The 26,887-nt window shown below is 37.6% G+C and carries 27 protein-coding genes and 1 other annotated feature; of the genes, 7 read left to right on the top strand and 20 right to left on the bottom strand.

The genetic code is table 11. The features are described from left to right. Window positions 1-4: 4 nt before the first annotated feature. From FLP15_RS08525 to FLP15_RS08475, 11 genes are all read right to left on the bottom strand, one after another. On the bottom strand, window positions 5-475 hold the full coding sequence (locus FLP15_RS08525; RefSeq protein ID WP_142766767.1) for an NUDIX hydrolase: 471 nt from the start codon (window positions 473-475) through the stop codon (window positions 5-7). A gap of 1 nt (window position 476) precedes the next feature. Next, entirely contained in the window at window positions 477-1,238 is a 762-nt protein-coding gene (locus FLP15_RS08520; protein WP_142766766.1) for an alpha/beta fold hydrolase, read from the bottom strand. Next, the gene (locus FLP15_RS08515) at window positions 1,231-2,184 is read right to left on the bottom strand and encodes a PhoH family protein (RefSeq protein WP_142766765.1); all 954 of its coding nucleotides are present in this window, start codon (window positions 2,182-2,184) and stop codon (window positions 1,231-1,233) included. Before FLP15_RS08515 ends, FLP15_RS08520 begins: the two co-directional genes overlap by 8 nt. A 113-nt stretch (window positions 2,185-2,297) precedes the next feature. Continuing rightward, on the bottom strand, window positions 2,298-2,699 hold the full coding sequence (locus FLP15_RS08510) for an LPXTG cell wall anchor domain-containing protein (protein ID WP_190288275.1): 402 nt from the start codon (window positions 2,697-2,699) through the stop codon (window positions 2,298-2,300). Further along, entirely contained in the window at window positions 2,696-6,454 is a 3,759-nt protein-coding gene (locus FLP15_RS08505) for a beta strand repeat-containing protein (protein WP_142766763.1), read from the bottom strand. The genes FLP15_RS08510 and FLP15_RS08505 overlap by 4 nt, the downstream gene beginning before the upstream one ends. A gap of 272 nt (window positions 6,455-6,726) precedes the next feature. Beyond that, window positions 6,727-7,569, bottom strand: a complete 843-nt coding sequence (locus FLP15_RS08500; protein ID WP_142766762.1) for a hypothetical protein — start codon at window positions 7,567-7,569, stop codon at window positions 6,727-6,729. Window positions 7,570-7,936: 367 nt separating this feature from the next. After that, a complete protein-coding gene (gene rpmA / locus FLP15_RS08495) occupies window positions 7,937-8,221 on the bottom strand; it encodes a 50S ribosomal protein L27 (RefSeq protein WP_142766761.1) in 285 nt (94 codons plus the stop codon). A 12-nt stretch (window positions 8,222-8,233) separates the two neighbouring features. Next, window positions 8,234-8,566, bottom strand: coding sequence for a ribosomal-processing cysteine protease Prp (locus tag FLP15_RS08490; RefSeq protein ID WP_142766760.1), 333 nt, complete (start codon window positions 8,564-8,566; stop codon window positions 8,234-8,236). 2 nt (window positions 8,567-8,568) lie between these two features. Further along, a complete protein-coding gene (gene rplU, locus FLP15_RS08485; RefSeq protein ID WP_142766759.1) occupies window positions 8,569-8,883 on the bottom strand; it encodes a 50S ribosomal protein L21 in 315 nt (104 codons plus the stop codon). A gap of 40 nt (window positions 8,884-8,923) precedes the next feature. Beyond that, window positions 8,924-8,998: a sequence feature (ribosomal protein L21 leader region), on the bottom strand. A gap of 604 nt (window positions 8,999-9,602) precedes the next feature. Beyond that, complete coding sequence (locus FLP15_RS08480; RefSeq protein ID WP_142766758.1) at window positions 9,603-10,769, bottom strand: DUF998 domain-containing protein; 1,167 nt, start codon at window positions 10,767-10,769, stop codon at window positions 9,603-9,605. Window positions 10,770-10,773: 4 nt separating this feature from the next. Further along, window positions 10,774-11,178, bottom strand: a complete 405-nt coding sequence (locus FLP15_RS08475) for a YwiB family protein (RefSeq protein WP_142766757.1) — start codon at window positions 11,176-11,178, stop codon at window positions 10,774-10,776. 260 nt (window positions 11,179-11,438) lie between these two features. Between FLP15_RS08475 and FLP15_RS08470 the strand changes: the two genes are divergently transcribed. The 3 genes from FLP15_RS08470 (at window position 11,439) to FLP15_RS08460 (ending at window position 14,059) form a co-directional block, all read left to right on the top strand. Beyond that, the gene (locus FLP15_RS08470; protein WP_142766756.1) at window positions 11,439-12,743 is read left to right on the top strand and encodes an HD domain-containing protein; all 1,305 of its coding nucleotides are present in this window, start codon (window positions 11,439-11,441) and stop codon (window positions 12,741-12,743) included. Between the two features lie 44 nt (window positions 12,744-12,787). Next, window positions 12,788-13,600 (top strand): sugar-phosphatase, encoded by an 813-nt coding sequence (gene yidA / locus FLP15_RS08465; RefSeq protein WP_142766755.1) that lies wholly within the window; start codon window positions 12,788-12,790, stop codon window positions 13,598-13,600. A gap of 90 nt (window positions 13,601-13,690) precedes the next feature. Then, window positions 13,691-14,059, top strand: a complete 369-nt coding sequence (locus FLP15_RS08460) for an iron-sulfur cluster biosynthesis family protein (RefSeq protein WP_142766754.1) — start codon at window positions 13,691-13,693, stop codon at window positions 14,057-14,059. Window positions 14,060-14,082: 23 nt separating this feature from the next. Here FLP15_RS08460 and FLP15_RS08455 read toward each other — a convergent pair whose 3' ends face one another. The 8 genes from FLP15_RS08455 to FLP15_RS08420 all read right to left on the bottom strand — a co-directional run bounded on the left by FLP15_RS08455 (window position 14,083) and on the right by FLP15_RS08420 (window position 23,311). After that, window positions 14,083-14,856, bottom strand: coding sequence for a Nif3-like dinuclear metal center hexameric protein (locus FLP15_RS08455; protein ID WP_142766753.1), 774 nt, complete (start codon window positions 14,854-14,856; stop codon window positions 14,083-14,085). Next, on the bottom strand, window positions 14,853-15,563 hold the full coding sequence (locus FLP15_RS08450; protein ID WP_142766752.1) for a tRNA (adenine(22)-N(1))-methyltransferase: 711 nt from the start codon (window positions 15,561-15,563) through the stop codon (window positions 14,853-14,855). Before FLP15_RS08450 ends, FLP15_RS08455 begins: the two co-directional genes overlap by 4 nt. Beyond that, a complete protein-coding gene (gene nth, locus FLP15_RS08445) occupies window positions 15,556-16,212 on the bottom strand; it encodes an endonuclease III (RefSeq protein ID WP_142766751.1) in 657 nt (218 codons plus the stop codon). The genes FLP15_RS08450 and nth overlap by 8 nt, the downstream gene beginning before the upstream one ends. Before the next feature lie 16 nt (window positions 16,213-16,228). Further along, on the bottom strand, window positions 16,229-16,891 hold the full coding sequence (locus FLP15_RS08440) for a DnaD domain-containing protein (RefSeq protein WP_142766750.1): 663 nt from the start codon (window positions 16,889-16,891) through the stop codon (window positions 16,229-16,231). Between the two features lie 239 nt (window positions 16,892-17,130). Then, window positions 17,131-18,411, bottom strand: a complete 1,281-nt coding sequence (locus FLP15_RS08435; protein ID WP_142766749.1) for a dihydroorotase — start codon at window positions 18,409-18,411, stop codon at window positions 17,131-17,133. A gap of 584 nt (window positions 18,412-18,995) precedes the next feature. Beyond that, window positions 18,996-19,634 carry an orotate phosphoribosyltransferase gene (gene pyrE / locus FLP15_RS08430; protein WP_142766748.1) on the bottom strand — a complete coding sequence of 213 codons (639 nt, stop codon included), beginning with the start codon at window positions 19,632-19,634 and terminating at the stop codon, window positions 18,996-18,998. A gap of 466 nt (window positions 19,635-20,100) precedes the next feature. After that, the gene (locus tag FLP15_RS08425; RefSeq protein WP_142766747.1) at window positions 20,101-22,011 is read right to left on the bottom strand and encodes an ABC-F family ATP-binding cassette domain-containing protein; all 1,911 of its coding nucleotides are present in this window, start codon (window positions 22,009-22,011) and stop codon (window positions 20,101-20,103) included. Between the two features lie 907 nt (window positions 22,012-22,918). Continuing rightward, complete coding sequence (locus tag FLP15_RS08420; protein ID WP_142766746.1) at window positions 22,919-23,311, bottom strand: Spx/MgsR family RNA polymerase-binding regulatory protein; 393 nt, start codon at window positions 23,309-23,311, stop codon at window positions 22,919-22,921. Window positions 23,312-23,483: 172 nt separating this feature from the next. Here FLP15_RS08420 and FLP15_RS08415 point away from each other — a divergent pair, with 172 nt between their 5' ends. From FLP15_RS08415 to FLP15_RS08400, 4 genes are all read left to right on the top strand, one after another. Further along, window positions 23,484-23,798: a PadR family transcriptional regulator gene (locus FLP15_RS08415; protein WP_142766745.1), complete on the top strand. Its 315-nt coding sequence runs from the start codon at window positions 23,484-23,486 to the stop codon at window positions 23,796-23,798. After that, complete coding sequence (locus FLP15_RS08410) at window positions 23,791-24,408, top strand: DUF1700 domain-containing protein (RefSeq protein ID WP_142766744.1); 618 nt, start codon at window positions 23,791-23,793, stop codon at window positions 24,406-24,408. The genes FLP15_RS08415 and FLP15_RS08410 overlap by 8 nt, the downstream gene beginning before the upstream one ends. Next, window positions 24,408-25,283 carry a DUF4097 family beta strand repeat-containing protein gene (locus FLP15_RS08405; protein WP_142766743.1) on the top strand — a complete coding sequence of 292 codons (876 nt, stop codon included), beginning with the start codon at window positions 24,408-24,410 and terminating at the stop codon, window positions 25,281-25,283. Before FLP15_RS08410 ends, FLP15_RS08405 begins: the two co-directional genes overlap by 1 nt. A gap of 238 nt (window positions 25,284-25,521) precedes the next feature. Beyond that, a complete protein-coding gene (locus FLP15_RS08400; protein ID WP_142766742.1) occupies window positions 25,522-26,169 on the top strand; it encodes a redox-sensing transcriptional repressor Rex in 648 nt (215 codons plus the stop codon). Window positions 26,170-26,361: 192 nt separating this feature from the next. On the opposite strand, the gene FLP15_RS08395 is transcribed toward FLP15_RS08400, so the two are convergent. Then, on the bottom strand, window positions 26,362-26,868 hold the full coding sequence (locus tag FLP15_RS08395) for a helix-turn-helix domain-containing protein (protein WP_142766741.1): 507 nt from the start codon (window positions 26,866-26,868) through the stop codon (window positions 26,362-26,364). Window positions 26,869-26,887: the final 19 nt, after the last annotated feature.

Here is a 26,887-nt window from a genome sequence, read left to right as displayed (position 1 = left end):
CTGCTCAAAAACTCCTTGTGAGCATTTCCTTTGCAAAGCGCAAAATCGGAGTTTTGGTAGCTCGTGTAATATCATCTGGAAGTTGACTAAAAGCAAACCATCTACAATCCGTCACTTCTGACTCTTCCATGACAATATCACCCGAAAAATTTTTGCAAATAAAAACAGTATCCACAATGTGAACCTCGTCCCCATTAGGATAAAAGAAGTGTTGTTCTTTCCCTGATGCTACTGTATAAAGCTCCATCTCCAAAGCAGAGAGTCCTGTTTCTTCGAAAAGCTCGCGCTTTGCTGCTTCTTCCACTGTTTCATCAGGTTCCACAGAACCTCCATGATAACACCACTGACCATTATCCTTGCGTTTTTGCAAAAGAATGCCCCGTGTTTCATCATAGATAATCACACTCGCACACGCAATTACCATCGGAATATGTCCAACTTTCTCGCGCAAATCCATGATATATCCTTCAGCCATTTTAATTTACCTCTGTCATTTCACAGCGCTCTATCCAATTTTTTACAAGTTCTTCAAAAACTTCTCTTTGCTCCATTTGCAAATTGTGTCCTGCTAAATCTAAAATTGCAACGGTGGCTCTAGGATAATCTAAAATCAAAGATAATTGATTCTCAAAACCGACTGTACCATCCTGCTGTCCCAATAAAATCAACGCAGGTTGACTATAGCGATGAGCAGCTGAGACATCCCAACTCAACGCATATTTATCATCCAACTTCTCTAAAAAATCTTCATTCGCCTGCTTAGAAACCGCATCATATCTCACTTGAGCCATTTTGCAAATCTGCGTTTCATAAAACCAATCTGTCTCAGGTAACGCTCTCTTGTCATGCTCAGGTACAATCACAGGCGCAAGCAACAACAACCCATTAACAGCTGCATCTTTTACTGCCATTGCACGAGCGAGATAGCCCCCATAAGAATAACCAGCTAATAAAAAGGGAGAACCAACGACTTCTTTTACAAAAGATAACAATACTTCCAAAATAGCATCGGATGAAGCAAATTCTAGCGGAGCATTCGTTTTCCCCATTCCAGGCAAATCAACATATAAACGCTGGAAACCAGATTTTTCATTAAAAACCGGCTCAAATACAGCTTCCATTGTCTCCAAATTTCCTGCTAAGCCATGCAAAATCACGAGTGGCTTTCCTTTACCCAAAACTTCATAGTGTAACTTTAGATTATTGACTTGAAAAATCATTGTTCTTCCCTCATTCATCACCGTAAGCCTTGATGATTTCAGCCACTACTGGATGACGTACCACATCTTTGGAAGTAAAATATACAAAATCAATCGCATCAACACGACTCAACTTATCCTTAGCATCAATCAAGCCTGATTTAACTTTCAGAGGCAAATCAATTTGCGAAGTATCTCCGTTAACAATCATCTTCGAATTAAAGCCAAGACGCGTCAAAAACATCTTCATCTGCATTGTTGTTGTATTTTGTGCTTCATCCAAGATAACAAATGCATCATCTAATGTCCGACCACGCATATAAGCAAGCGGCGCAATCTCAATAATACCACGCTCCATCATACGCTCAGTAGCCGTTTTTCCCAAAATAGTAAATAAAGCATCATATACAGGGCGAAGATAAGGGTCAACTTTCTCCTGTAAATCTCCGGGCAAAAATCCTAAACTTTCGCCAGCTTCAACCGCAGGTCTTGTCAATATAATACGCTTCACAGCACCATTACGTAAGGCTTGAACTGCCATTACCACAGCAAGAAATGTTTTCCCTGTTCCAGCAGGTCCAATCCCAAAAACAATATCATGATGTTTGACCGAATCTACATAAGTCTTCTGACCCAGATTTTTGAGCCTAATTGGTTTATTATTTGCATCTTTAGTTAGCTCAACTTCATAAAGCGTTGTAAAGTTCTCAATATCATCATTCAAAACCATTTTTACAGCGATGACCACATCTGAGGTATGCACAGGAACTCCTCTTGAAACCAAGACCTGAAGAGCTTGAAGCGCCTTTCGCGCTCGCTCGCACGAACCCTCATCATCAGACAAAATTTGTACCATCTCGCCACGATAATTCACCTCAACACCTAGTTGAGCCTCAATCAATTTCAAATACTTATCTTGCACACCAAAAATCAGACTTGCATCTTCTGGATTTTTAAGCTTAAATTCAATAGAATTTTTATTCAATAAACAATCTCCATTTAATCGTTTTCTTATATTATAGCATATTTCATTTTTTAATATAAATTTCAATTTGTCCAAAAAACTCCGAGATAATAGATCAATCTCGAAGTTTTTTGTTAACTTTGAATTTCTTCAGCTTGCCGATTTTTACGTTTTCGTAGAATGATTGCAAGACTACTGATTCCAACCCCTAGAATAACGATGAGCAAGATACCAATTCCACCCGTATACGGCAGTGACCATGTCGTTTTCGTATAGTAAATTGTAAAACTCAAATCCGTATTTCCAGTTGTTGTTGTATCCGCAGAAACGCCCGTTTCAAATAATTTACCCAAAGCACCAATAGTTGCACTAGAGCTTAAACTTGTAGTGGTCGATGTAGGTACTATCGTATTTGAACCAGCTTTTGCCACCTGTCCCTTCAGCGTATAAGTATTGGAGTTTCCAGTTGTTGGAGTTAATGAGATTGACTTATTAGTACCACCAGTTGTATAGTCATTTTCAACTGCGGTTGTCACAATATCATACTCGGAGAGTGGGGTGCTGCGATTTTACCTGCAATATTTGTAATTGAGTCGAAGCTAGGATCCGTAGAAAGTAATGTCCAGCCAGTAGGCGCACTTACTGTCCCAACCGTATTGGATGATGTGTAAGACACTGTAGGATAAGTTGTAGGGATACCATCATACCAGTAAGTGGCATAGACACCTGTTGTTGTTCCCGAACCACTCGTTCCACTCATTGCATTCACAGTGATAAAGGTAATCGTCTGCTGAGATGTTGTCGCCACCTGATGTGTTGGATCAGTTTGAGCAACATAGTTCACGTGCTCTGTCGTATAAGTAGGACTGTTAGACATCGCAATACTCGTTGACGTATTATAATAAACATTCAAAGTAATACTCGAAATTGTAGGAGTATAGCTATTAGTTGTTGGGTAACTACTTGATGTCGTGTATCCAGCAAACTGTGTACCACCAGTTGCCGTTACTGCTGGCACTTGTGTTGGTACAGGCGTAACCACCACTCCAGCATTAGTTACCGCATTGATATATTTCCCAGAAACCGTAGGAAATGAAGAAGATAAAAACTGAGGTGGACTACTTGAATTATAGGTACTCCATCCTGTCGCTGAAGATGCTAAACTTCCATCATTGTTAAGTGCTGGAGCACTACTTGCTGTTAGAGTAGGTTTACTTGTTCCATAATTATACCAGTCCGTATAAAGAAGATTTCCATTGACTTGGTCATAAACATTACTAAAGCCAATATAATTTGTTACCGCAGTCGCCACAGTTGTAGTACCAGCTGGTACAGTAGCCGAACCAGTATTAGTATAATAATTTATCGTCTCCGCTTGTAATATAGGAGTCAAGGCCGTACCATTGATACTAGAAGCCGCTATATGCGTTAAATAAATCGTAATTGTCTCAGGAGTATTTTCTGCCAGTGACCAGTCAAATGTTAAACCACTTGTTGATACATCCGTTGCCGCATTTGTTCCTGAAGAATTAGGGATTGTTGGTGTTGACGAATCACTTGGCGACGAGCCAGTCATAATCTTATTTGTACCAGCTCCAGATTGGCCTGTCGTGTTGATTGCATAACTTAACTGGTAACCCGCCGGAATAGCAAAATTACTACTAGCATTTGCTGTAACAAGATTTGTCCCCGTTGTTTTAGCATTAGTATAATTGCTGGCAGCATAACTAACGGCTGACAACGTTGCTCCAACTGTACCTTTATAGGCAATTGAAATTTGTGTAGACGTATCCTTATTGGCGCCTGTAATACTTGGGTCAACATAGGTTGGGGTTTTGCCATCGCTCCCACCATTCAAATCAACATAAGTGACATTAGCATATTCTGTTGCAGGTTTATAGATATAGTACAAATAGGTATCATTCGCAGAGAAAGTTCCTGTATATTTTCCAGACATTGATGTACCATCATAACTTCCTGCTGTTGTATCCAAGTTTACTGCTGCTGTTGTACTTCCATTAATATAAATATTTCCTGAACTATCCCCAGATAGTGAAGTGATACTACCCAATGCCGTACCATAAATTCCTGCATAAGTATAATCAGGAGATACACTAAATGGATTAGTCGGACTAAAAGGTGTGGTACTTTTGTTAAATATTTCAGATGGAACTGCTGTACCATCTCCTGGATCAAAACCTCCTCCACTTCCACCTACATCAGGAGCAAGAGTCTGATACATCCGACTCACTTGGTCGGTAAATTCGTTTCCGATATTGTTTTGATTTTTTCCATCAGGTGTAATCATTGTCGTCACTGACTTCGCTGTTGGTGGTGAAACATCCACTCCTGATGCATTTTTAGATTTGATTTGCGAGATTGGATTTCCAGCATTATTGACGAGTTGTTGTCCCGATAAGTTGACTACGGTATTTTTGGTAAAGTCAACATAGCCTACTGTCACATAACCTGGTGAAGGAGAAAAACCAAAGCCTTGATTAGACTGCATTGCATTAGCTGTTGCATCTCCTTGAAATTCCACTTGTTGCAGATTCATTGCACCACCCGTCGATCCAAGAAACGCAAAAGACATTTTGGTTATTCCAACTTCTGAAGCACCACCAGCATTATACTCTAACTCTGCGACAGGAATAGACCATTTGAAATCACTACTTCCATCAACAGAGTTTGCAGAATACGTAGCGAAGCTAGCATAATAGTAAGTAACAGAGGTGCTTGTACTTGTTGTGGTGCTTGATTTTGCTACAATCACATTAGAATACGTGATTGTAGGTGTTGAATAAGAAACAGTACCATAACCACTTGTAAATGACGATGAAGTTCCTTGCTGAGTATATGAGAATGTGGTGCCAATTGGGTATGGTGTTCCTTTATAGCTAAAACTCTTTAGAGCAAGTTTCATCCCAGTCAAAGCTGAACCATAAGTTGCTGTTGGTGTAGTTGATGCTGCCATATTATTAGCTATTGTGATTTTATAGTTTGAATTACTACTTGCGCTGCTTTCTGAGCTAAAAGCAACTGCATTTGTAGAATTACCATTGCCTTGAATTGCCCAAGTTGAACCATTAGGAAGTATTGTTGTCGTACCACTTGTTGTTGCATTTCCAGATGTTGTAACACTCGGAGCTGAGGCGGAGGTTAAGTCTGCACCATACTCTACTGCAATTGTCCCCTGAGCAAGGTCAGAGGCTTTGGTGGATTTTGTTCCTGGTGTGTATTGGAGAGTAAAATCATGAAAACTGTTATCCAAGAAACCTGAAATATCAGCTGTAGGACAGTCCGTTAAGTCAAAGACAGAGTACGCATTTGTTGCTGAACCACCTGAAGGTCTTGAAAATGCCCAGCCACCTCTTGCAGTATTAGTTCCCCCACCTGTAGTGAAGTTAAGTGCTAGATTTTGCGTTGTAGTATTCGTTCCACTATTGGATACTGTGGCACCAGAAGTTGGTAAAGTATAATTCGATGGTCCGTCTGATCCTTTATATGTTCCATTAGTTCCTGTTGATGTACTATCTGAACCTTGTAGCAGATAGGCTGGATCTGTTGTGGCTCCTGCCCCGTTAGCATAGGTATCTGCCGTCCACCCAAAAGCTCCAGACAATCCTCCTACACCGAGGTCTAATCCTTTTTTACCGATTTGTCCGACATTACCTGGATAGAGCGCAAAACCAACACCATCAGCTCCTCCAGTACCACCAATTGCTACTTGACCCCCAAAATTCCAAGTCTTCGTCATGTCAAGTTTGTAAGAGGTCAACTCAGCTGCGCCGATTTGATTACCTGAGGCTGGAGTGAGTGTTAAGATACCTTTTGAAGCTGTCGTTAGATTAGGACCTATCGAGATCACTTCTTGGTCATTTGCAAAATTTGAGTAGAAGCTTCCCGATTTATTTGGCGTTCCTGTCGCACTAATAGCATTTGTCCCTGAGCTGTCTGTAGAGGTTTGATTAATGACGGGTTCTGTGATTGTAGTTGCTGCGCCATCCCAGACAATTGTCATATTTTTTGAAGCATCTTCTGAATAGGTAATCGTGCAAGTAATCCCTGTTTCCTTACCACCTGTCACAGTAATTCCAGAAAGTTGGATAGGATTTCCTTTTGAATCATTAGCAACTATCTTTCCTGCCACTACTGGAGTTAATGTTGTTCCTTTACCATTCGAGATTTCCGCGTAATCTCCTGTATAAGTTGTGCCGTTAGGGTCTTGTTGTCCTGAATAAGTAACCGTTGTCCCTGTCACAGTATTTCCATTCGCATCTTTACCTGACACTGTAGCACCGACATAAGTGATTATGCTCGTGATTGAACCTGACCCTGCAAAAGATGAACCATTATAAGCATCAAAGTAAGAGACATCTTCTACTTGTGTTGCAATAGCATTATCCCCTGGGTTGACTGCTTGAATCGGGTAAGTTGCTTGTGTGCTCGGGTCTTGGTCTGGCTGGATGTAGCCCGTTTTAGCTGAACTTAGGTCACTTTGGTAAAGAATTTTTGTTGTAAATCCTACAGGAGGGTTAAAGGAAGTCGCACCTGTCGTTGAACCTACAATCGTCCCAGGTGTCCCCCTGTTCCTCCTGTCTTTGTTCCATCTGGATTATCCAATGTGATTGTTGTAGCTGAGGAAGTTTTGGTATATTGTTTTCCTGAGTTTCCAGCAAGAACTGTACTATCTTTAGGGTCTGGCCCAAGCACGGTACTGCTCCCATCCGCAGGCTTCATTGTATAAACAGTTGCGATTTGATTTGTACTATCAACACTACCTGGAGTATAAACAAATGAGCCTGCTGTAGATGTTACTGATTTACCTGTATTAACTGGAGCTGTGGTACTTGTCACATTAGAAGTTTGTGGAGTGGTATAAGTTCCAGTTGTTGGTGTTGTTGGCTGCGTGCTATTATTTGTTGCTCCCGATTTATTTCCTAGAGTATAAAGATAAGGAATACCATAAGTATTTTGTGGCCATTCTGAGAAGAAAGAGTTAATCAGGGGTAAGCCTGTCCCTCCTGCACCCAGCGAACCTTCGGGATTGATGGTAAAGTTTCCTGTACCATTGATTAAATCATTGGAAATACCATTTGTATAGCTTGTGCTATCTGTCAAATCTCCAGCCGTTTCAAGTCGTTGTGCAGGCAATGTACTTGCATCCCCTGATGTCACGAATCCTAAGTCTGTAAAGTAGTACAGAAAGTCATTTGCTCCAACGGTATTCAATGTACCAGTACCATCATTACCAGAAACAGCGTAAACTTTTAATGTATTTTGATTTGCTTGATAGACTAACCAACCAGTCAAAGTGCAAAGCATGATAAATGATGCACTAAAGCGAAATACTTTTGGACGCTGGGAAAGTTTGATAGATGATTGTTTCTTTTTATTTTGTCGCATAACACTACTCTTTTTTGTTTTTATACCAAAAAACCTTCAATATTTGGACTTTTATATAGATAACCTGCGATTTTCATCATCTATGTTTTTAGTTAAATATCTTTAGATTTTGTAGGTTTTCTTATTTATACACTAAGTCTAAAACTATTTTATCACTTTATGTTTATAATTACAATTTCATATCTTTTGTTTCTTTAGTTGTGTTTTCAATTTAAAGCGTTATTATGTAAATGTCTTTTATATATTACTGTTTCCACTATTTTTTGGTAATATATCGATTAATTTAATGTAATTTTTATGTAACATTACAAATCTACAAAAAAACTCTGTCCTAAGACAGAGTTTGAAGTGATTACCTCATCAGTGATTATTTAGCAACCACTGGATAAACTGATACGTGTTTTTTACCACGTTTCATTTCGAATTTAACAGTTCCTTCGATTTTAGCGAAAAGAGTATCATCGCCACCACGGCCAACATTAGTACCTGGATGGATATGTGTACCACGTTGGCGGAAAAGGATTGAACCGCCACTTACAAGTTCACCGTCAGATGCCTTAGCACCAAGACGTTTTGCTTGTGAGTCACGTCCATTGGAAGTAGAACCTCCACCTTTTTTGTGGGCGAAGAGTTGTGAATTAAGTTTTAACATAATATTTGCCCTCTAATTTTCAATAGTTAAATGAACATACTGTGGAAATTCTTCAGCTACATCTTCCATAGCATTTGCAAATGCTTGGAGAAGAATTTGAACAACTTCTTCTTGTTTGTTCGGGATACTTATCGGTACTTCGACGTAAAGGTAGCCCTCTTCCATTTTGGTAATGGGTCTGACCTTAGCCATTGAATCAATATTATTGGCAGTTGTAATCGACAAAACGCTCACATCTGCACAAACAACATCGAACTCAAATTCACCTGTACCTGATGAGGCATGACCTGAGATTTCATAAGAAACAAAGCGGTCACGCTTCTTTCTAATTACTGCTTCAATCATAATTAAGCGTTAACTGATTTGATAACAACTTTAGTGTAAGGTTGACGGTGACCTTGTTTACGGTGTGAGTGTTTTTTAGGTTTGTATTGGAAAGTAACAACTTTCTTTTGTTTACCATGTTTTTCAACTTCACCAACAACAGTAGCGCCTTCAACGAGTGGTGCACCAACTTTAGTTGTTTCTCCTCCGACAAAGATAACTTCATCGAAAGTTACGTTTTGACCAGCTTCAACGTTAAGTTTTTCAACGTAGATTACTGAACCTTCTTCAACTTTAACTTGTTTACCACCAGTTTTGATGATTGCATAGTTTGACATTGTGATTCCTCCTTATTAGATTTGGTCGCTTTTTTAGTCAAGCGACTGTCAGACTCGCCTTTGTTCGTGGGCTTTTTGCCACTTTAAACGAAACTTCGTGCGGTTGTACTTCATGAGATTCCACAAAGACAACTATATCATTATACTACTTCTTTTATTGTTTTTCAAGAATTTTTTTCAAAAAACTTGAATTTAGTCCGACTGCCCTAGGGCGTTAGTGCTTTGCGACTCGACTTGTGGCTTTAGCCACTTAGCGAGAACCATTGCGACTCGCGCTTCAGCACCGTAGCGAGCATGGATACCCGTGGTGTGGACAGTGCAGTGAAACGGAGATAGCACTTAGGCTTCTGGAACAAGACCACTTCGCCTTGCGACTTTAGTTGATTGCGATTTGAACTTCCGACTTTATCGGTTAGTGAAATCGACAGCGAAGCAAAGTGGAGATAGAGCGAATGGATAACGAAGCTTCGCTACGGTGTGACCTCATATCGAAGATGTTAAGCAGACTGTTGCAGCTTTAGCTGCGTACAGGTCGCTTAGTTGTTACACCTAGAGATTGTACCTTAAATTCAGTGGTGAGTTGCCCTTTTATCAGTCGCATTGCCTTTTGCTCTTGCTGCTTTAGCAGCTAAGCAAACGGACAGCGTAGCGCAGCGAAGATAGCGACTAGAGAAAATGGACAAATGTTTTACGACACTCTCACTGAATAAGTCTTGACTTCATTCTTCATTTTCTTTAGAAACAGTAACTTTGTATATTTTTCGGTCGTTCCATAACATATTAATCAATGTATTGACTAAAAGGAGAAGCCAAGCAAAACTTAGGCTGAATGAAAGAATTTCAAAAGCTGTTAGGGTTAAATAATGAACAGGATGCCAAAGAAAATATGAAAATAAGATAAGGCCAACAATGATATAAGACATTTGATAAAGGCTCTTTCCGGCTTTAGGTAAAAACCATTGAATCCCTAAAATAGACAGTGCCATAAAAAATACGATAAGTTGAGCAGCCACATCATGAGCAATGTGCATCCATCCTGCATTATTTGGTATCAATCCAACTAAGGCAATCGAAAATGCGCATAAAGTAAGCAAAACCTGAAGAATTGTCTGTCTAAGATGTGTGCCATATTTTTCTCGAATAGAGACAAAAATATAATCTACCAGAGCGATAAATAATGCAGCAGATACAATCAATGTCAAGTTAAATTGCCAACTAGAGTGTGAGGCCTCTGTTCCTAATAAACTAAAATTCCGCTGCCACCAGTATTGATTACCATTTGTTGCCATGCTTGACACTAAGCCACCCACAGAAACCATCAATAACATATTAACCATCATATTAATTGAAAAAGTGTCAACAACAAAAATCATCACGTAGTTAAGGATTCCTGAAAAAATAGTAAAGATTAATGTTGAGGTAAATAGACCAAAATTTACGCCGTAAAAAATTTGTCCTAAAAACCAAAATAATGCCATCAGAGCTAGTGTTACGATGATTAATATTGAGACTGTCACTGTTACAAAAGTTCTCCAATAAATCCGTTTGGTCATTTGACGATAAAAACTTTTTCTACGACTGAAATAGGCAGAGATAAAAGTAAAAATCGCTAGGGCATTCGCTATTACAATCACTGCTGTCGCAATAGATTCATTTCCTGACAAAGGAATCACATGAGGGTGGTTAAAAAAGAAAGCAAGCGCAATAAAAATCAATGTTGCAAAAATCGTAGGTACAATAAACCAAGTAGGTGCATAGTCTGATTTTTTACTAGTTAATCGCCTGACGGTGAAACTGTCTGCTGCTATATCAATCACTTCAATTTCCTCGTCAATTGATAAATCAAGTTTGTCATAAAGTTCTTGTGGAAGATGAATTTTTTTCATCAGTTTATTTTACTCCTTTTTTCGCTTGTTCTTCTTCATCTAACCAGGTGATGTGAAGTCTATAATCTCCGATTTTCAAGTCATTTTGTGCAAGTTGATAGTTGATTTTTACTAATTTTTCTTGAATATTTACTGACAATTTTTCTGTCAGTACTGACAGATTTCCCAAGCCTTCGTAAGTCATTTCACTACGAAATTCTTCATGAAAGCGCATGGTTACAGGCTTGTCAGTAAATCTTGTCATTGTAAGTTCTTGTTCATCAAATTTGAGAAGTACCTTTTCTTCTGCTTCATTCTTGTAAATTAATACTGTTTTTCCTGCAATTCTTTTTAGTTCGCCATCATAAGTTTCTTTGATTATTTCTTCGTGTTTATCAATTTTTATCTGACTTCTTATTGTGATTTTCATAACTTATATTTTACTATAATTTACTCCATAATCATAGCTGTTCATTTTTACTTATGATGCTCTTGATGTGTCTGTAAGAAATGGTATTTTAATTTAAAATGGGTTATAATTAGAGAAAATGAGCTGTCAAAGAGATTGCTTTCTGTCAGTAAATTTTTGTATTGACAGATTATAAAATTTGTTCCTCTTGGCTCTCTTTCAAATTTGTCAGTAATGATATAGTAGACAATTCAACTCATCACAATAATAGGAGGTCTGTTTTGGAAAAGGTTTTTCGTGACCCTGTACATAATTATATTAATGTAAATAGTTCGATTATTTCTGCTTTAATTGATACTGCAGAATTTCAACGGTTACGTCGAATTAAACAACTTGGTACATCGAGTTTTACATTTCATGGTGCTGAACATACTCGTTTTTCCCATTGTTTAGGCGTTTACCACATTGCTAAAAAAATCACTGATTATTTCAGTATGAATTTTCCTCTTGAATGGAATCCTGATGAAAATTTATTGACTCAGTGTGCTGCACTTTTACATGATGTGGGTCATGGCGCATATTCTCATACTTTTGAGGGTTTGTTTGGAACTGACCATGAAGCTGTGACACGTGAGATTATTACTTCTGAAGAAACAGAAGTCAATGCTATCTTACGACAAGTTTCACCCGATTTTCCTGAAAAAGTAGCTTCTGTAATCTCTCACGAATACGCTAATCCTCAAGTTGTTCAACTTATTTCCAGTCAGATTGATGCTGACCGAATGGATTATCTTTTGCGTGATGCTTATTATACTGGTGCGGTTTATGGACAATTTGACTTAACCCGTATTCTACGAGTTATGGTACCTACCGAAAACGGCATTGCTTTTAAGTATTCTGGAATGCACGCTGTAGAGGACTACATTGTCAGTCGCTATCAAATGTATATGCAAGTTTATTTTCACGCTGCTTCGCGCTCAATGGAGGTTTTACTCCAAAAAATGTTAGCACGAGCAAAATTTTTGTATGCGCAATGTCCCGACTATTTTGCAACAAGTAGTCCTTGTCTTGTTCCCTTCTTTGAAAAAAATCATAATCTGAAAAATTATCTTCGCCTTGATGATGGTGTGATGAATACTTATTTCCAAACTTGGATGGAGCACGATGATAAGATTTTATCAGATTTGGCAACAGCTTACATCAATCGTCATCTACTGAAATCTATCAAATTTGATCGCAACTCTATTAAAGAAAATGAGCTTGATGTTCTAAGTCAACTTGTCAGTGAAGCAGGTTTTGATCCAGTTTACTATACAGGTATCCATAGTAATTATGACTTACCTTATGATTTTTATCGTCCAAGTTCAAGCAAACCTCGTACACAAATTGAGATTTTGCAAAAAGATGGAGAATTAACGGAACTTTCCATGCTTTCTCCACTAATCCAAAGCTTAACTGGAACAATTCATGGAAATAGTCGCTTCTACTTCCCGAAAGTTATGCTGGAAAATCCCGAATTCACAAAATATATCAAAAATGATACTTTTATTAGTACTGATGGTGTGATTAGTACCATTTTAGATTAAAAATACATCATTAAAATTATGTAAAATACAGAAAGAGATAAATTATGATTAAACTTGTAGCAATTGACCTTGACGGAACTCTCCTTAATCCTAATCGGCAAATTACTGATAAAGTGAAATTAGCTGTTGCTAAAGCAAAAGAAGTCGGTGTCAAAATTGTTATTACAACTGGGCGTCCTTTACCTGGTGTTACTGATATTCTCAAAACTTTAGATTTGACTGAACAAAGTGACTATGTTATCACATACAATGGTGCTCTAGTGCAGAGAGCAACTGGTGAGGAATTTATCAAAGAAACATTGTCTGCTGAGGATTGGCTTGACCTTGATGCTGCTGCTAGAAAAATTGGATTACCAATTCATGCTATCACCCGAAAAGGAATCTATACACCTAATCGAGACCTTGGAAAGTACACTGTTCATGAAGCTCAAATGGTTAATATGCCTCTTTATTTCCGTCAACCAGAAGAAATTGCGGCACTAGAAATCGCAAAAGTTATGATGGTTGATGAACCAGAAGCTCTGGACGACGGTATCGCCTACCTCCCATTTGAATTCTTTGAACGTTACAATATGGTAAAATCAACGCCTTATTATCTTGAATTTATGAATAAAAAAGCAAGCAAAGGATCTGCTGTGAAACATTTAGCTGAGAAACTTTATCTTGATTTGGATGAAATTATGGCAATTGGTGATGAGGAAAATGACCGTTCTATGCTTGAAGTTGCTGGACATCCAGTGGTCATGGAAAATGGTAAAGCTGAACTCAAAAAAATTGCAAAACATATTACTAAGTCAAATGAAGAATCTGGGGTAGCTCACGCTATCAATGAATGGGTGCTTAAAGATTATAACTAATCGTAAACAAAAAGTATGACCCTCCTCTCAAAAAATTCTATAATAGAGGTATACAGGATAATCTGATACATATAAATCTGGAGGTGTAAAATGAAAATTACATTTGATGAAAAAACAGCTGATAAAATTAGAGCACTTGGAGATGTTGAACTTGTTTTTGATTTCGACCATACTTTGAGTGAAAAAAATACGGAAGTTGATGCTTGTGCTGGCGGTATTTCACGCTATCGCATTGTTGCCGTCGAAAAAGGAAAGGTCCCTAAAGAATTTGATGCACACATCGATTCAGAGTTTGGTCCTATCTACTACAAAGGATATGGTTCTTACTTCTTCCATGATAATATGACAACGAGTATCAACACTTCTTATAATCTTATTGAGCTTAAAAGCCCTGCAGAATTACTTAGTCCCAATCTTTTGATTGTTGATTTTCGTGGTAAAACAAGTGTTACTTATTAAAAAAAGACCGCAAGGTCTTTTTTTTATATATCATAAAAGGGATTGGTGTTCACTTTGCTTTCAATTATTTCAACATCTGTCTCAAAACTACGCATTTTTTCCGCAACTAATGGAATAAAAGCTTTTTCAATATAATGACCAGGATCGATACCTAGAAGTCCTCTAGAAAGCATGTCATGACCCGCATGGTAATAAATATCCCCTGTCAAATACACATCAGCTCCCTTTTCTTTTGCAATTGGCCAAAATTTACCGCCAGAGCCTCCACATAGCGCAAGGCGAGTAATTTTTTCCAGCATCTCATGATGATAAGTTACTATCCTCAGCCGTTCAAGATTGAAGACTGTTTTTACTTTTTCTGTCAGCGCTGATAGAGTTGTCAACGGAAGATTTCCAATGCGTCCAACGCCTTCCTCATCATCTAGAACTTCAATATCTGTCATCCCTAAAAGTTCACAAAAATAATCGTTCAATCCACCTTCAACAACATCAATATTAGTGTGACTTGTATAGACTGCAATCCCTGAACTTGCCAAATCTAAAACAAGTTTTTGCTGTTCATCAAGCGTAGTCAAAGCTTCCAAAGGTCTAAAAATCAATGGATGCTTCGCAAAAATCACATCGACTCCTAAATCAATCGCTTCTTGAACAGTTTGCTCTCTAATATCTAATGTTACAAGAACTTTTTTGATCTCTTTATCAGGATTGCCCACTTGTAACCCTACGGGGTCACCCTCCACTGCAAGTTCTTTCGGGCAAAACAACTCATATTTTGCTATAAAATCTACTAATTTCATTTGAGTATCTCCTCAATTTTTTGTTTTTTGGCTTGGAGCTCGACACGTTTTGCAACTTGTTCTTCAGGTAATCTTTTTAGTATTTTGTTTAAAGTATCTCGTTCTTTTTCCCATTTTTTACAAAAAATATCTGATTTATCAAGTAGTAATTTAGGACCAAAAATCAATTCCTTTACTGACAGTTTTCTGTCAGTACTGACAGAATTTTCAGTAAAACAATCAGTAGGTTCTGCTACAATAATCTCATAAAATTTACCCGCTTCTAGCAAAATCTTTTCATCAACTATCCTAAAACCCTGATTATCAAGCCATTGGCGCAAGGTATCTTCATGATTATTGGGCTGTAAAATTAATCGTTTTACTTGTTTTAATTTTTTTATATCAGCATCCAAAATTTCAGAAATTAAAATCCCCCCCATCCCTGCGATGACAATGTTATCAATTTGGTCATCTTTTTCTATTGCAGCAAGTCCATTTGCTAATCTTACATCTATTTTATTATGTAAATTTATATCATTAATATGATTCTTGGCGATGTTGAAAGGTCCTTCAACAACTTCTCCGGCGACTGCAAAATCAATTGTTCCCTCTTGTACCAAATAAGCAGGTAGATAAGCGTGGTCAGAACCAATATCTGCAACTCTCGCCCCTTTTGATACAAAATCAGCGACTGATTGAAGTCGCTGTGATAATCTGATTTCATTCATTCTCTAAATACTTCTTTCCAAACTTACAATATTCTAACACTGGACATTCTGAACACTTCGGTTTTTTAGCTGTGCAGTGATAGCGACCAAAAAATATAAGATGATGATGTGCTTGAACCCATTTCTCTTCTGGGATAAACTTCATTAACTTTTCTTCAACTTCTACTACTGTCGCTTTTTGGGGAACAATATCTAATCTTTTAGACACACGCTCAACATGAGTATCAACCGCAATCCCAGGCACACCATAAGCTTCTGCAAGAACAACATTAGCAGTCTTGCGCCCAACACCTGGTAAAGTTTGCAGAATTTTTTTATCTTTTGGAAGATTTGGTAATAAATCACCAAACTCTTCTGTCAACATCTGGGCAGTTTTTAAGATATTTTTAGCCTTTGTTTTATAAAGCCCAATGGTTCTGATATGGGACTCAATATCAGAAATATCCGCTTGTGCCATTGATTGAGCATCTGGATAAGCTGTAAAAAGTGCAGGAGTGGCCTTATTCACTCCTTTATCTGTTGCTTGGGCAGACAGGATTGTTGCAATAAGTAATTGAAAAGGGGTTTCCCAAACTAACTCTCCATGTGCATCTGGAAACATATTTTCAATGATTTCTAAAGCTTCTAAATATTTTTTCTTACTTAACATAATTTTTATTCCGTAATTAATTATTCCAAGGACCATCCATTGGAATATAAAAATCCTTTTGTGGTATCGTTTTTCTAGATTCTTGACGTTCAATCTGGCGATTTTCTACTGCTTGAATAGAGTGAATTCCCTCATTTTTCCAATTTCGAAGAATCGCTTTAATGTAGTTCAACGAAACTTTACGATTTAAGACTGCTTCACGAAGTGCTTGTTTAATCAAAGCAAATTCATAATCATCCTCAAATAGCCACGCTCGTAATTCTTCCATCTGGACTGGAGAAATAACTCCCATTTCAGCTTCAAATAGACTGACCAGCTCTTTGAGTGTTCCTTCATTTTCTTCATTAATATTTGTACCGCTACCACTGTCTGAGTTAAGGAGTTCATCCAAATGTTTAAAGGCTGGGCTGACATCAAAAAATGTCTCCATCTCACCATCAATCTCTATCAAAGTTACTTTCATAGCTCCAAATTTTGCCAAACGGTCAATCGCGCGATTAATTTCTGCAGGTGTACTCCCAATTTTTGAAGCAATTTCGCTTGGAGCAACATCACTATTTTCAAAAAAATAAAGCCAAACCAAAAAATCAGAACTGGAAGGAAAAAGCTTATTGAAATGTGTCAAGAGTGCGCTCGGCAAAACCAAGTGTCCTTTGCTATATTCTTCATAATAATTCATTTTATATTGTTATGCTCCTCTTCGCTCATAAGTTACTTTAATCACTTGGTATATTCCAATTTTTTACTTTTATTTAATAAATCTTAATCGCTATCTTTAGCACATAGCAAACTGCTAATTGTTATACTACTGGGATGCAAGCCAATTAATTAAGTTTTGGAACAACTCTATTATAGCATTTCAGAGGAATTTTTTGTACTTCATAATATAATAAAAAAACATCAGAGTTTTCTGATGTTTTAGTGTTGTTGATAGACAACTTTTCCTGAGCAAATCGTAAATTTTACTTGCCCTTTAACTTTTTGATTGCTGAAAGGTGAGTTTGTCGCTTTAGAATCAAAGTGTTCTGGCACTGTAAAGTCATGATGAGCGTCAAAAATTGTTAGGTCAGCTGGACCATTTTCTGCTAGATAACCTGCATCAAAATGATAGAGTTGCGCTGGATTGATTGTCATTTTTGCAAGTAAATCAGATAAGCTAAGATGACCAGATGCTACTAGATGAGTCAAACCAAGCTGTAATGATGTTTCTAAACCAATCATTCCACTCGGTGCTTTTGCTAGTTCGACGTTTTTTTCCTCATGAGTGTGTGGCGCATGATCGGTTGCAATGACATCAATAGTACCATCTTGCAAGCCTTCAATGATTTTTGCAATATCTTTGTCCCGACGCAGAGGTGGATTGAGCTTAGCATTTGTTCCTTGCTCTAGTACCGCCTGCTCTGTGATTGAGAAATGCTGTGGTGTCACTTCTGCAGTCACTCTCGCCCCCAACATTTTAGCAAAACGAACAACTTCGACAGATTCGGCTGTTGATAAATGTTGAACGTGGAGGCGACCATTAGTATCATAAGCAATCATGACATCACGCGCCACCATACTGTATTCAGAAACTGCAGGTGCACCCGTAAAACCGCATTGATGAGCGACTGCACCATCGTTTACTCCCAAAGTTCCGATAAGATTTGGATCTTCTTCATGAATGGAAATTAAACTGTCAGTTTCCAAAACTTTTGTCAGTGCTAATCGCAATATACCAGCGTTTGTCAAAGGAATACCGTCATCCGAAAAACCAACAGCACCTACTGACAGAAGTTGGTCAAAGTCTGTCAGCTGCTGACCGTCAAAATCCTGTGTAATCGATCCAAGCGCTTTGATATGAATGGGTTCTTGAGCAGCAATTTCTAATGTTTCACGGAGAATTTCAGCCGTTGAAAGCACAGGTTTTGTGTTTGCCATCATGACAACTGTGGTAAAACCTCCAGCCGCAGCGGATTTGGCACCTGTATGAATCGTTTCCTTATGCGTTTGTCCAGGTTCTCTAAAATGAACATGAATATCAATCAGCCCCGGCGACACAACCAATCCTGTTGCATCAATAATCTCATCAATTTTAATCCCTTCAACTGACAGACTTTTCCCGATTTTGACAATTTTTTCATCCTGAATTAAAACATCACAAACACAATCCAGTCCAGTTTTTGGGTCAATGACACGCCCATTTTTAACCAACAAATACATGACTTCTCCTCTTACTCTTTTCTGTCAGTACTGACAGAAATACTGTCAGTATTTTTTGCGTCATCTCATCCCATTCGACTTTACGCATCTACTTCTTTGCTCAAAAGTAAAACAATCTCTTATAGTTAATCTAATTATTTTCTAATGAAGTCAAGACTTATTCAATGGGAGTGCCGTAAAACATTTGTCCATTTTCTCTAGTCGCTATCTTCGCTGCGCTACGCTGTCCGTTTGCTTAGCTGCTAAAGCAGCAAGAGCAAAAGGCAATGCGACTGATAAAAGGGCAACTCACTACTGAATTTAAGGTAACCTCTAGGTGTAACAACTAAGCGACCTGTACGCAGCTAAAGCTGCAACAGTCTGCTTAACATCTTCGATATGAGGTCACACCGTAGCGAAGCTTCGTTATCCATTCGCTCTATCTCCACTTTGCTTCGCTGTCGATTTCACTAACCGACTAAAGTCGGAAGTTCAAATCGCAATCAACTAAAGTCGCAAGGCGAAGTGGTCTTGTCCAAGAAGCCTAGGCGCTAAAAGCGCCAACGCCCTATTTGATAAACATTAAAAATAAGTCTACAAAACGATTATTTGCTCACATCCAACCAAGTTTCTTGGTTTTCTTTAAACTTTTTGAGCAAGGCAAGTTCCTGAGAAGTAACATAGCCCGTCTCTTGAGCAATTTCAATCAGTTCAGAGTAGTTGGTAAGTGTTGCTAATTTAACACCAGCTTCGGCAAATTTTATGCTTGCTTTTTCCAATTCATAGGTAAAAATTGCAACTACTCCGAGAACATCTGCTCCTTCTCGTTCAGCCGCAACAACTGCTTCTAAGACTGAGCCACCAGTAGAAATCAAATCTTCAACAACAACCATTTTTTGCCCTTTAGCCACACGTCCTTCAACTTGATGACCTGCGCCGTGGTCTTTAGGTTTGCTTCGGATATAAGCAAAAGGAAGTTTCAAATAATCCGCAATAATTGCCCCATGCGGAATGCCAGCTGTCGCTGTACCTGCAATGACTTCAACTTCTGGAAATTCCGATTTTATCAAATCCGCAAAGCCTTTTTCAATCTGCGTCCGTACCTCTGGATAAGCAAGTGTGACACGATTGTCCGTATAAATTGGCGATTGAATACCAGAAGCCCAAGTAAAAGGTTGGCTTGGTGACAAACTAACGGCCTTGATTTTTAATAAATCAGCTGCAATATTCTTTGACAATGACATAGAAAATGAACTCCTTGTAGTAAGAGATGAGAATATTTCATACTGTTATACTTCTTTTGCATTAATACAAGAGTCCTTGACACAGCGCATAAAAGTTGGTGTTTAAAGCATAACGAATAAAAATGAACTCAATTAATTGTGTAGTGTTATAACAAAAAAACTTGCAGAAACACTGCAAGTTTTGAAAAATTTTGTAAAAGTTTTCTGTCAGTATACTGACAGCTTATTGTATAAGCCGATAAAGCGCACGTTCAATACAAATCAAGCCATATTGAACGGACAGACTTCTTGTCAGTACTGACAGATGATTATTTTACACCTGTTCTCAACCTTGCTAGTCTCTCTGGACTATCCTAGGACTTCCGTCACCAGAACAGGGCAGTTTCACAGCAATCTGCAAAATCCAACCCTAAATTAAAAGTTTTATTAGAATGATTCTATCAAAGATTAGACAAATTTGCAAGTCTTACTCTAACTCTTCTAGTAGTTCCATCGCTTCAAGAAGTACAAGCTCAGTTTCATTTTTTTGCTCAGTCAATATATCAATACTCGCCTGAAGTTCTCCAAGCTTTACAAAATCTTCCGGATTTTCATGCATCTGCACCAGTAACTCTTTTATTGTAGACTCTATTTTTTCCAAAGTTTCTTCCGCACTTGCAACATCACGCTCAATTTTGCGTCGGTTTTTTTGCGCTTCTTTTTGTGCTGCAAAGTCTTGTTGACTCGCTGATTCAACAAACTCTCGCCCTTCTAGCGCTTCCTTTGCAAACTCAATTTCTTCTTTCTTTTCCAAGTAATAATCATAGTCGCCCAGAAACTCCATACTGCCCTTGGCTGAGAGTTCAATCACTTTTGTTGCCACGCGATTAATAAAATAACGGTCATGCGAGACAAATAAAATCGTTCCTGCAAAGTCAATCAAAGCATTTTCAAGCACCTCACGTGAATCAATATCCAAGTGGTTCGTTGGTTCATCCAAAATCAAAAAATTATCATGGTTCATCGCCAATTTAGCTAATAATAAACGTGCTTTTTCACCTCCGGACAACATTCCTACCGTCTTTTTCACATCTTCACCAGAGAATAAAAAATTTCCTAACATATTGCGAATCTCGACCTCATTAAGAAGCCGATGCTCATTCCATAACTCGTCAAGCACAGTATTAGATGGAGTTAAACGTCCTTGCTCTTGATCGTAGTAACCCAGTAGCACATTTGCACCAAGCTTGGCCTCACCCGAAATAAAAGGAATTTGACCAATAATGGATTTAATAAGTGTTGTTTTCCCAATCCCATTTGGGCCAACAATAGCAATCGCTTCTCCTTTACGTTCATCAAGGTTAATTGATTTTGAAAGCACCTTATCAGGATAACCAATCGCAGCATTTGTCACTGTCAGAACTACATTACCTGAAGATTTTTCGGGAATAAAAGTAACATGTGCAGACTTTTCATCTCCAGAAGGAGAGTCCAGACGCTCCATTTTTTCCAACCTTTTCCGACGAGATTGCGCCATTTTTGTCGTTGAAGCACGTGCAAGATTGCGTGCTACATAATCCTCTAATTTCGCAATTTCTTTTTGTTGTTTTTCAAAATTTTTAATTTCAGAAAGTAACTTTTCTTCACGAAGTTCAACATATTTTGAATAATTTCCAACAAAGCGCGTCAATTCACCTCTGGATAGTTCTAAAACCTCATTCACAACCTTATCCAAAAAATATCGATCGTGACTAACAATCAAAAGACTTCCGTCATAATTTTTTAAATAATTTTCCAGCCAAGCCAGCGTTTCAATATCCAAATGGTTCGTTGGTTCATCTAAAATTAACAACTGTGGCTTTTCCAAAAGCATTTTTGCTAAAGCAAGTCGTGTTTTTTGTCCCCCAGATAAGCTTGAAATTTTTCTATCCCACATCAATTCATCAAAGCGAAAACCATTCAATACTGCCTTTATCTCTGCCTCATAGGTAAAACCATTTAAGATTCGAAACTCTTCTGAGAGATAGTCATATCGTGCCATGAGAACCGCTAAATCATTAGACTCTAGTTCTCCCATCTGCATTTCCATCTGACGAAGCTGTTTTTCCATCTGACGTAGTTTTTCAAAAACTGTTAGCATCTCATCAAAAATCGTTAAATCCGAGTTTAACCCCGTATCCTGTGCAAGATAGTTCATTGACAAATCTCTAACTTTTGAAATCGTTCCTGCACTTGGCTCCTCAACTCCAGCAATAATTTTTAATAAGGTGGATTTTCCAGCACCATTTCGTCCAACCAAAGCCATACGCGACTTATCTTGCAAACTAAAATTAATATCTTTAAATAAAACATCGCCACCAAAAGTACGAGCGATGCCATTTCCTTGTAGTAAAATCATAATTCTATTTAAACCTCTTCATAAAACGATGTCCTTTAACTTTTTGAAGTATGCTAGTTTCATTTTAATATCCAGTAGGATATTATCGAAGTAAATGCGTGCTATCTCCGCCCTTTTGGGCTACGCTGTCGATGCTCGCTAAGGCGCTGAAGCACCCAGTCGCAATCGCAACACCCCTACCTCTTATGTAGGGGATGAAGCAGCACCAACTTTGAATTTCGTCCGACTGCCCTAGGGCGTTAGTGCTTTAGCACTTAGGCTTCAGGGACAAGACCACTTCGCCTTGCGACTTTAGTTGATTGCGATTTGAACTTGCCACTTTAGTGGCTTAGTGAAATCGACAGCGAAGCAAAGTGGAGATAGAGCGAATGGATAACGAAGCTTCGCTACGGTGTGACCCCATATCGAAGATGTTAAGCAGACTGTTGCAGCTTTAGCTGCGTACAGGTCGCTGAGTTGTTACACCTAGAGGTTGTATCTTAAATTCAGTGGTGAGTTGCCCTTTTATCAGTCGCATTGCCTTTTGCTCTTGCTGCTTTAACAGCTAAGCAAACGGACAGCGTAGCGCAGCGAAGATAGCGACTAGAGAAAATGGACAAATGTTTTACGAAACTCCCACTGAATAAGTCTTGACTTCATACCACAGGACTCATTTATTGGCGTTTATCCACGACGGATTAGCTTTACTTCTATTTTTAGCTGTCAGGCACTCGTATTAATTATATCATTTCAAATCGGCTTTTGGTACTCTTTTTCTAACTCATCATTGAAGAAGCAATTATTTAATCAGTAATTATGATTCTCTTTCTTTTCGATATGGAGATATAAGCAAAGACAAAGCTAGATTTTTGCGAAATTAAAATAGACTTACTCATATTGGTAAGTCTATTTGCTCATTTCCCCACGCTTAAGCTAGAACCATTCTTGATTTCAAGGCAACTCTACGTGCTTCCGTAGGAATAAAACTACGAATTTTTTCTTTATTATAACCAATCAGTAATTGTCTTTCATCTAAAATAAGTGGTCTCTTCAAAAATCTTGGCTCTCTTTGGATTAAAGCGATAGCTTCATCGAGGTGTAAATTTCCAAAATCATAAACAACTTCCAAGTATTTCTTGCTTCGACTAGAAATAATATCTTCAAAACCATTTTCTGATAAGGATAACATCCCGATTAAATCCTCCTTACTCAGCAAATTTGGTGATAATTTAATTTCTCTAAACGCGATACCATGAGTTTGTAACCATTTTCTCGCTTTTCTACACGATGTGCAAGAACTACTAAGATAAAGTTTAATCATATTTTCTCCTTAACTAAATGATCACTGATTCCTGAAAATCTTTGTTTCTATCGTAATTCTATTTTATCATTAAAAGAATACATTTGAAAACGTTTTAAGTATCACATAATAATTTGACTTTATACTATATTTCATATAATATAGTATTATAAACGATATAGAAAGGAAATCTATGGAAATTCAAATCCCAAGTCTTTTACTTGACGGCACCGTTTTAGCCTTACTTAATCAAGAAGACCTTTATGGGTACATTATCACAAAAAATGTCCAAGAACGGCTTCCTATAAGCGAATCAACAATGTATCCTGTACTCCGTCGTCTCAAAAAAAATGAATTACTTGAAACCTATGATGTTCCTTTTGAAGGAAGAATGAGACGTTATTACAGAATCACTTCCGATGGAAAAGATGAACTCAAAAAAATTACAGAAGATTGGAAGAACTTTCGACAAATTATTGATGAAATGTTAGGAGAAACAGATGAATAACTATCTTAATGAGGTTCAAAAACACCTGTCGGGTATTCCTCAAAAAGAAACCATTGAACTTTTGGAATACTATGAAGAATATTTTCTTGATGCAAACCTCACTTTAGAACAAATTATAGAAAAATATGGAACACCAAAAAAATTTGCTCAAGCACTCAAAATGACCTATTTCTTAGAACATGATGATGAAAATAGTACAGCTGTTCAGCCTCAAAACCCCAAACACAGATTGCAATTGGTTTGGTTGATTGTTCTCGGACTCTTTGCCTCTCCCTTGTTGCTTCCTGTCGCTTTAAGTCTTTTTCTTGTTTTATTTGCTTGCTGCATTGTGCTTTTCGCCTTATTATTCTCTTGCTATATTACAGTAATTGCTCTGATTTTTAGTGGATTTTTTACTCTGATTTCTGCTTTTGGAATTCTCGCACAGAGTTTGATAACTTTCATCTTCTTCACAGGGATTGCTTTTGTTGCTATCGGTCTTGGATTTATTTTTACTCCGTTAACACTCGAATTTACCCATATTTTGTTTAATTTATTTATGAAATTTATCAAATGGATCGGTTACAAATTAACAAAAAAATCGAATATTAAGGTGAGGGGAGCAATTTGATGAAATTTAAAAATCTTATGATAGCTGGTGCTGTGCTTTTGGTTTTAGGTTGCGCACTCGGACTCATCGGATTCGGGATGGGAGCGCATAGAAGTATCATCTGGAAAAATGGTCATCCACAACTTAGCAAGATGATTGTCGCTCATCAAACTCTCAATTCCTCTGTAGAAAATCTTAAAATTAATGCGTCAGATGTCAATGTATCGTTTAAAGAAGGTTCTGAGTTTAAAGTTGAGTCACGCCTACTTGACCGTAATACAATGATTACTTCTCAAGGAAAAAATGCAATCATTCAGACAAAATCAACTGGTTTTAAAGGTCCAACTTTATCTTTTGCTTCTGCTCAAAAAGAGTCGTTAATCATCACACTTCCTGACAAAAATCAGATTAAATCTTTACAATTACAACTTTCTGATACAACAATAACACTAGAACATTTTTCTTTGAAAAATTTTTCAGGTCAGTTTCGTGATACCAGGTTGACTGCTCGTCATTTATCCGTAGCTTCTCCGGCAGTACTTAACTTCTCAGATAGTCATCTTGAGATTTCAGACAGTCAATTTTCAACCCTTATTTCTAAAGGGACAGACTCGCACCTCATGCTGACCAACTTACAGACCAATCTCTTTAATGTCAGTGCCAATGATTCTGCTTTTGATACAAGCGCACTTACTGTCAAAAAATCTGGCACGTGGACACTTAATGATAGCCGACTCACATTAAATTATCCTAAGGTAGCTGGTCTGATGATTGATGGACAAGATAGCGCACTCCATGTGAGTCATCAGCGCCAAAGCTTTCCCTTTACTGATGGTAATTTGAATCAAGCCCTTAAAATTTCTGTCAGTGATAGTCAGGTTAATTTGAATCACTAATTAATTACAGAAAAACTGTCAGTATGCTGACAGTTTTTTTATGCTTCATTTATATTATTTATTCGTCTGACAACACATTGTCAGCGCTGACAATAACGGTCATAATTCACTTCCGTTATTTTTGGTTGATAATTTCACAAACTTTTGGTAAAATTATCACAAAAGAAACAGATTTAACTCTTGAAATAAAAATTTAAGATGAAATGTGCTAAAATACACATTTTATACGGAGAAAAAAATGACTGACACTAAATTAAATAAAACTTTACCAAAAGCAACCGCAAAACGTCTTCCTCAGTATTATCGTTTATTTAAAAATCTGGTTGAGGAAAATATCACACGGACCAATTCGCAATTGATTTCTGAAAAAATTGGTGTAGATGCTGCAACAATCCGTCGAGACTTCTCTCTTTTCGGTGAACTTGGGCGCCGTGGTTATGGTTATGAAACACAAGCATTACGCGACTTTTTCGGCGAATTACTTGGTCAAGACCAAGAAACACATTTGGCACTGATTGGGGTGGGAAATCTCGGGCGAGCATTGCTTCACTACCACTTCCAAGAACGCAATAAAATGAGAATTACTCAAGCCTATGACATTTCTGGAAATCCATTAGTGGGTACACAGACAGACGATGGTATCCCAATCTTTAATATTTCTGATTTAGAGAAAAATGTAAAAAAATCAGATATTAAAACTGCTATTCTTTCTGTTAGAAAAGAAGACGCTCAGGAAGTCGTTGATATTTTGATTAAAGCTGGTATCAAAGGAATTCTAAATTTCGCGCCTATTCGCCTTCGTGTCCCATCAGATGTTGTTGTTCAATCTATTGATCTCACTAAAGAGCTTCAAACATTGCTTTTCTTCATGAATGACAATAAATAAAAATAGACAAGCCGTAATAAAAAGAATCGCCAATAAAGTGATTCTTTTTTTGTTAAACCAATTAAAAAACATAGACATAAATCTAATTACAGAGATGTCTAAATTCCATAATTTTCATAATTGAACTATTTTTTAACTTAAAAGTGCTGACAGAATTCACACACTCTCTCCTAAAATACTTCCTTTAAGCCATTAATCTCTTAAAAGCCAGTCTAATGTCACATTTCCCATATCTGCAATTTGGATAAGGTAACTTAGCGATGGAACAAATTGGTTATTTTCCATTTCATCGATAATACGAACTGATAAACTTGGAGAAAGTTTTTCACCAAATTCCTCCTTTGAATATTTCAACGTATAGCGAATACGCCTTATTTTTACACCAAACTTTACTGGAACTTTTGAATCTAAAAAACCTAAATTTTCAAATGAATCCTTAGTTTTTTCTTCTCTATCATGTTGCTTCGTCATCACATTCAAGTTTCTGTTTTCTCTAATAATCCCCTCCAATCCTTTTTCAACCTTTTCCAAAAAATCATCCCCAGCTTTTTTTCTAAAAAACAAAACATCAGCCACTATCGTTCCCGGATAATCTATTTTTTCTGAAAGCCTTAAAATTGGGATTCTATAACGCTGAATGACTTTCTTAATCGCTTTTATTCGTTCATTGATTTCTTTTTGTTTTTCAAGATTGCCCATAAATCTCTGACTCCTTTAT

This window comes from Lactococcus protaetiae (assembly GCF_006965445.1).
Taxonomy (GTDB): domain Bacteria; phylum Bacillota; class Bacilli; order Lactobacillales; family Streptococcaceae; genus Lactococcus; species Lactococcus protaetiae.
This window is presented reverse-complemented; position numbering and strand designations above follow the sequence as displayed.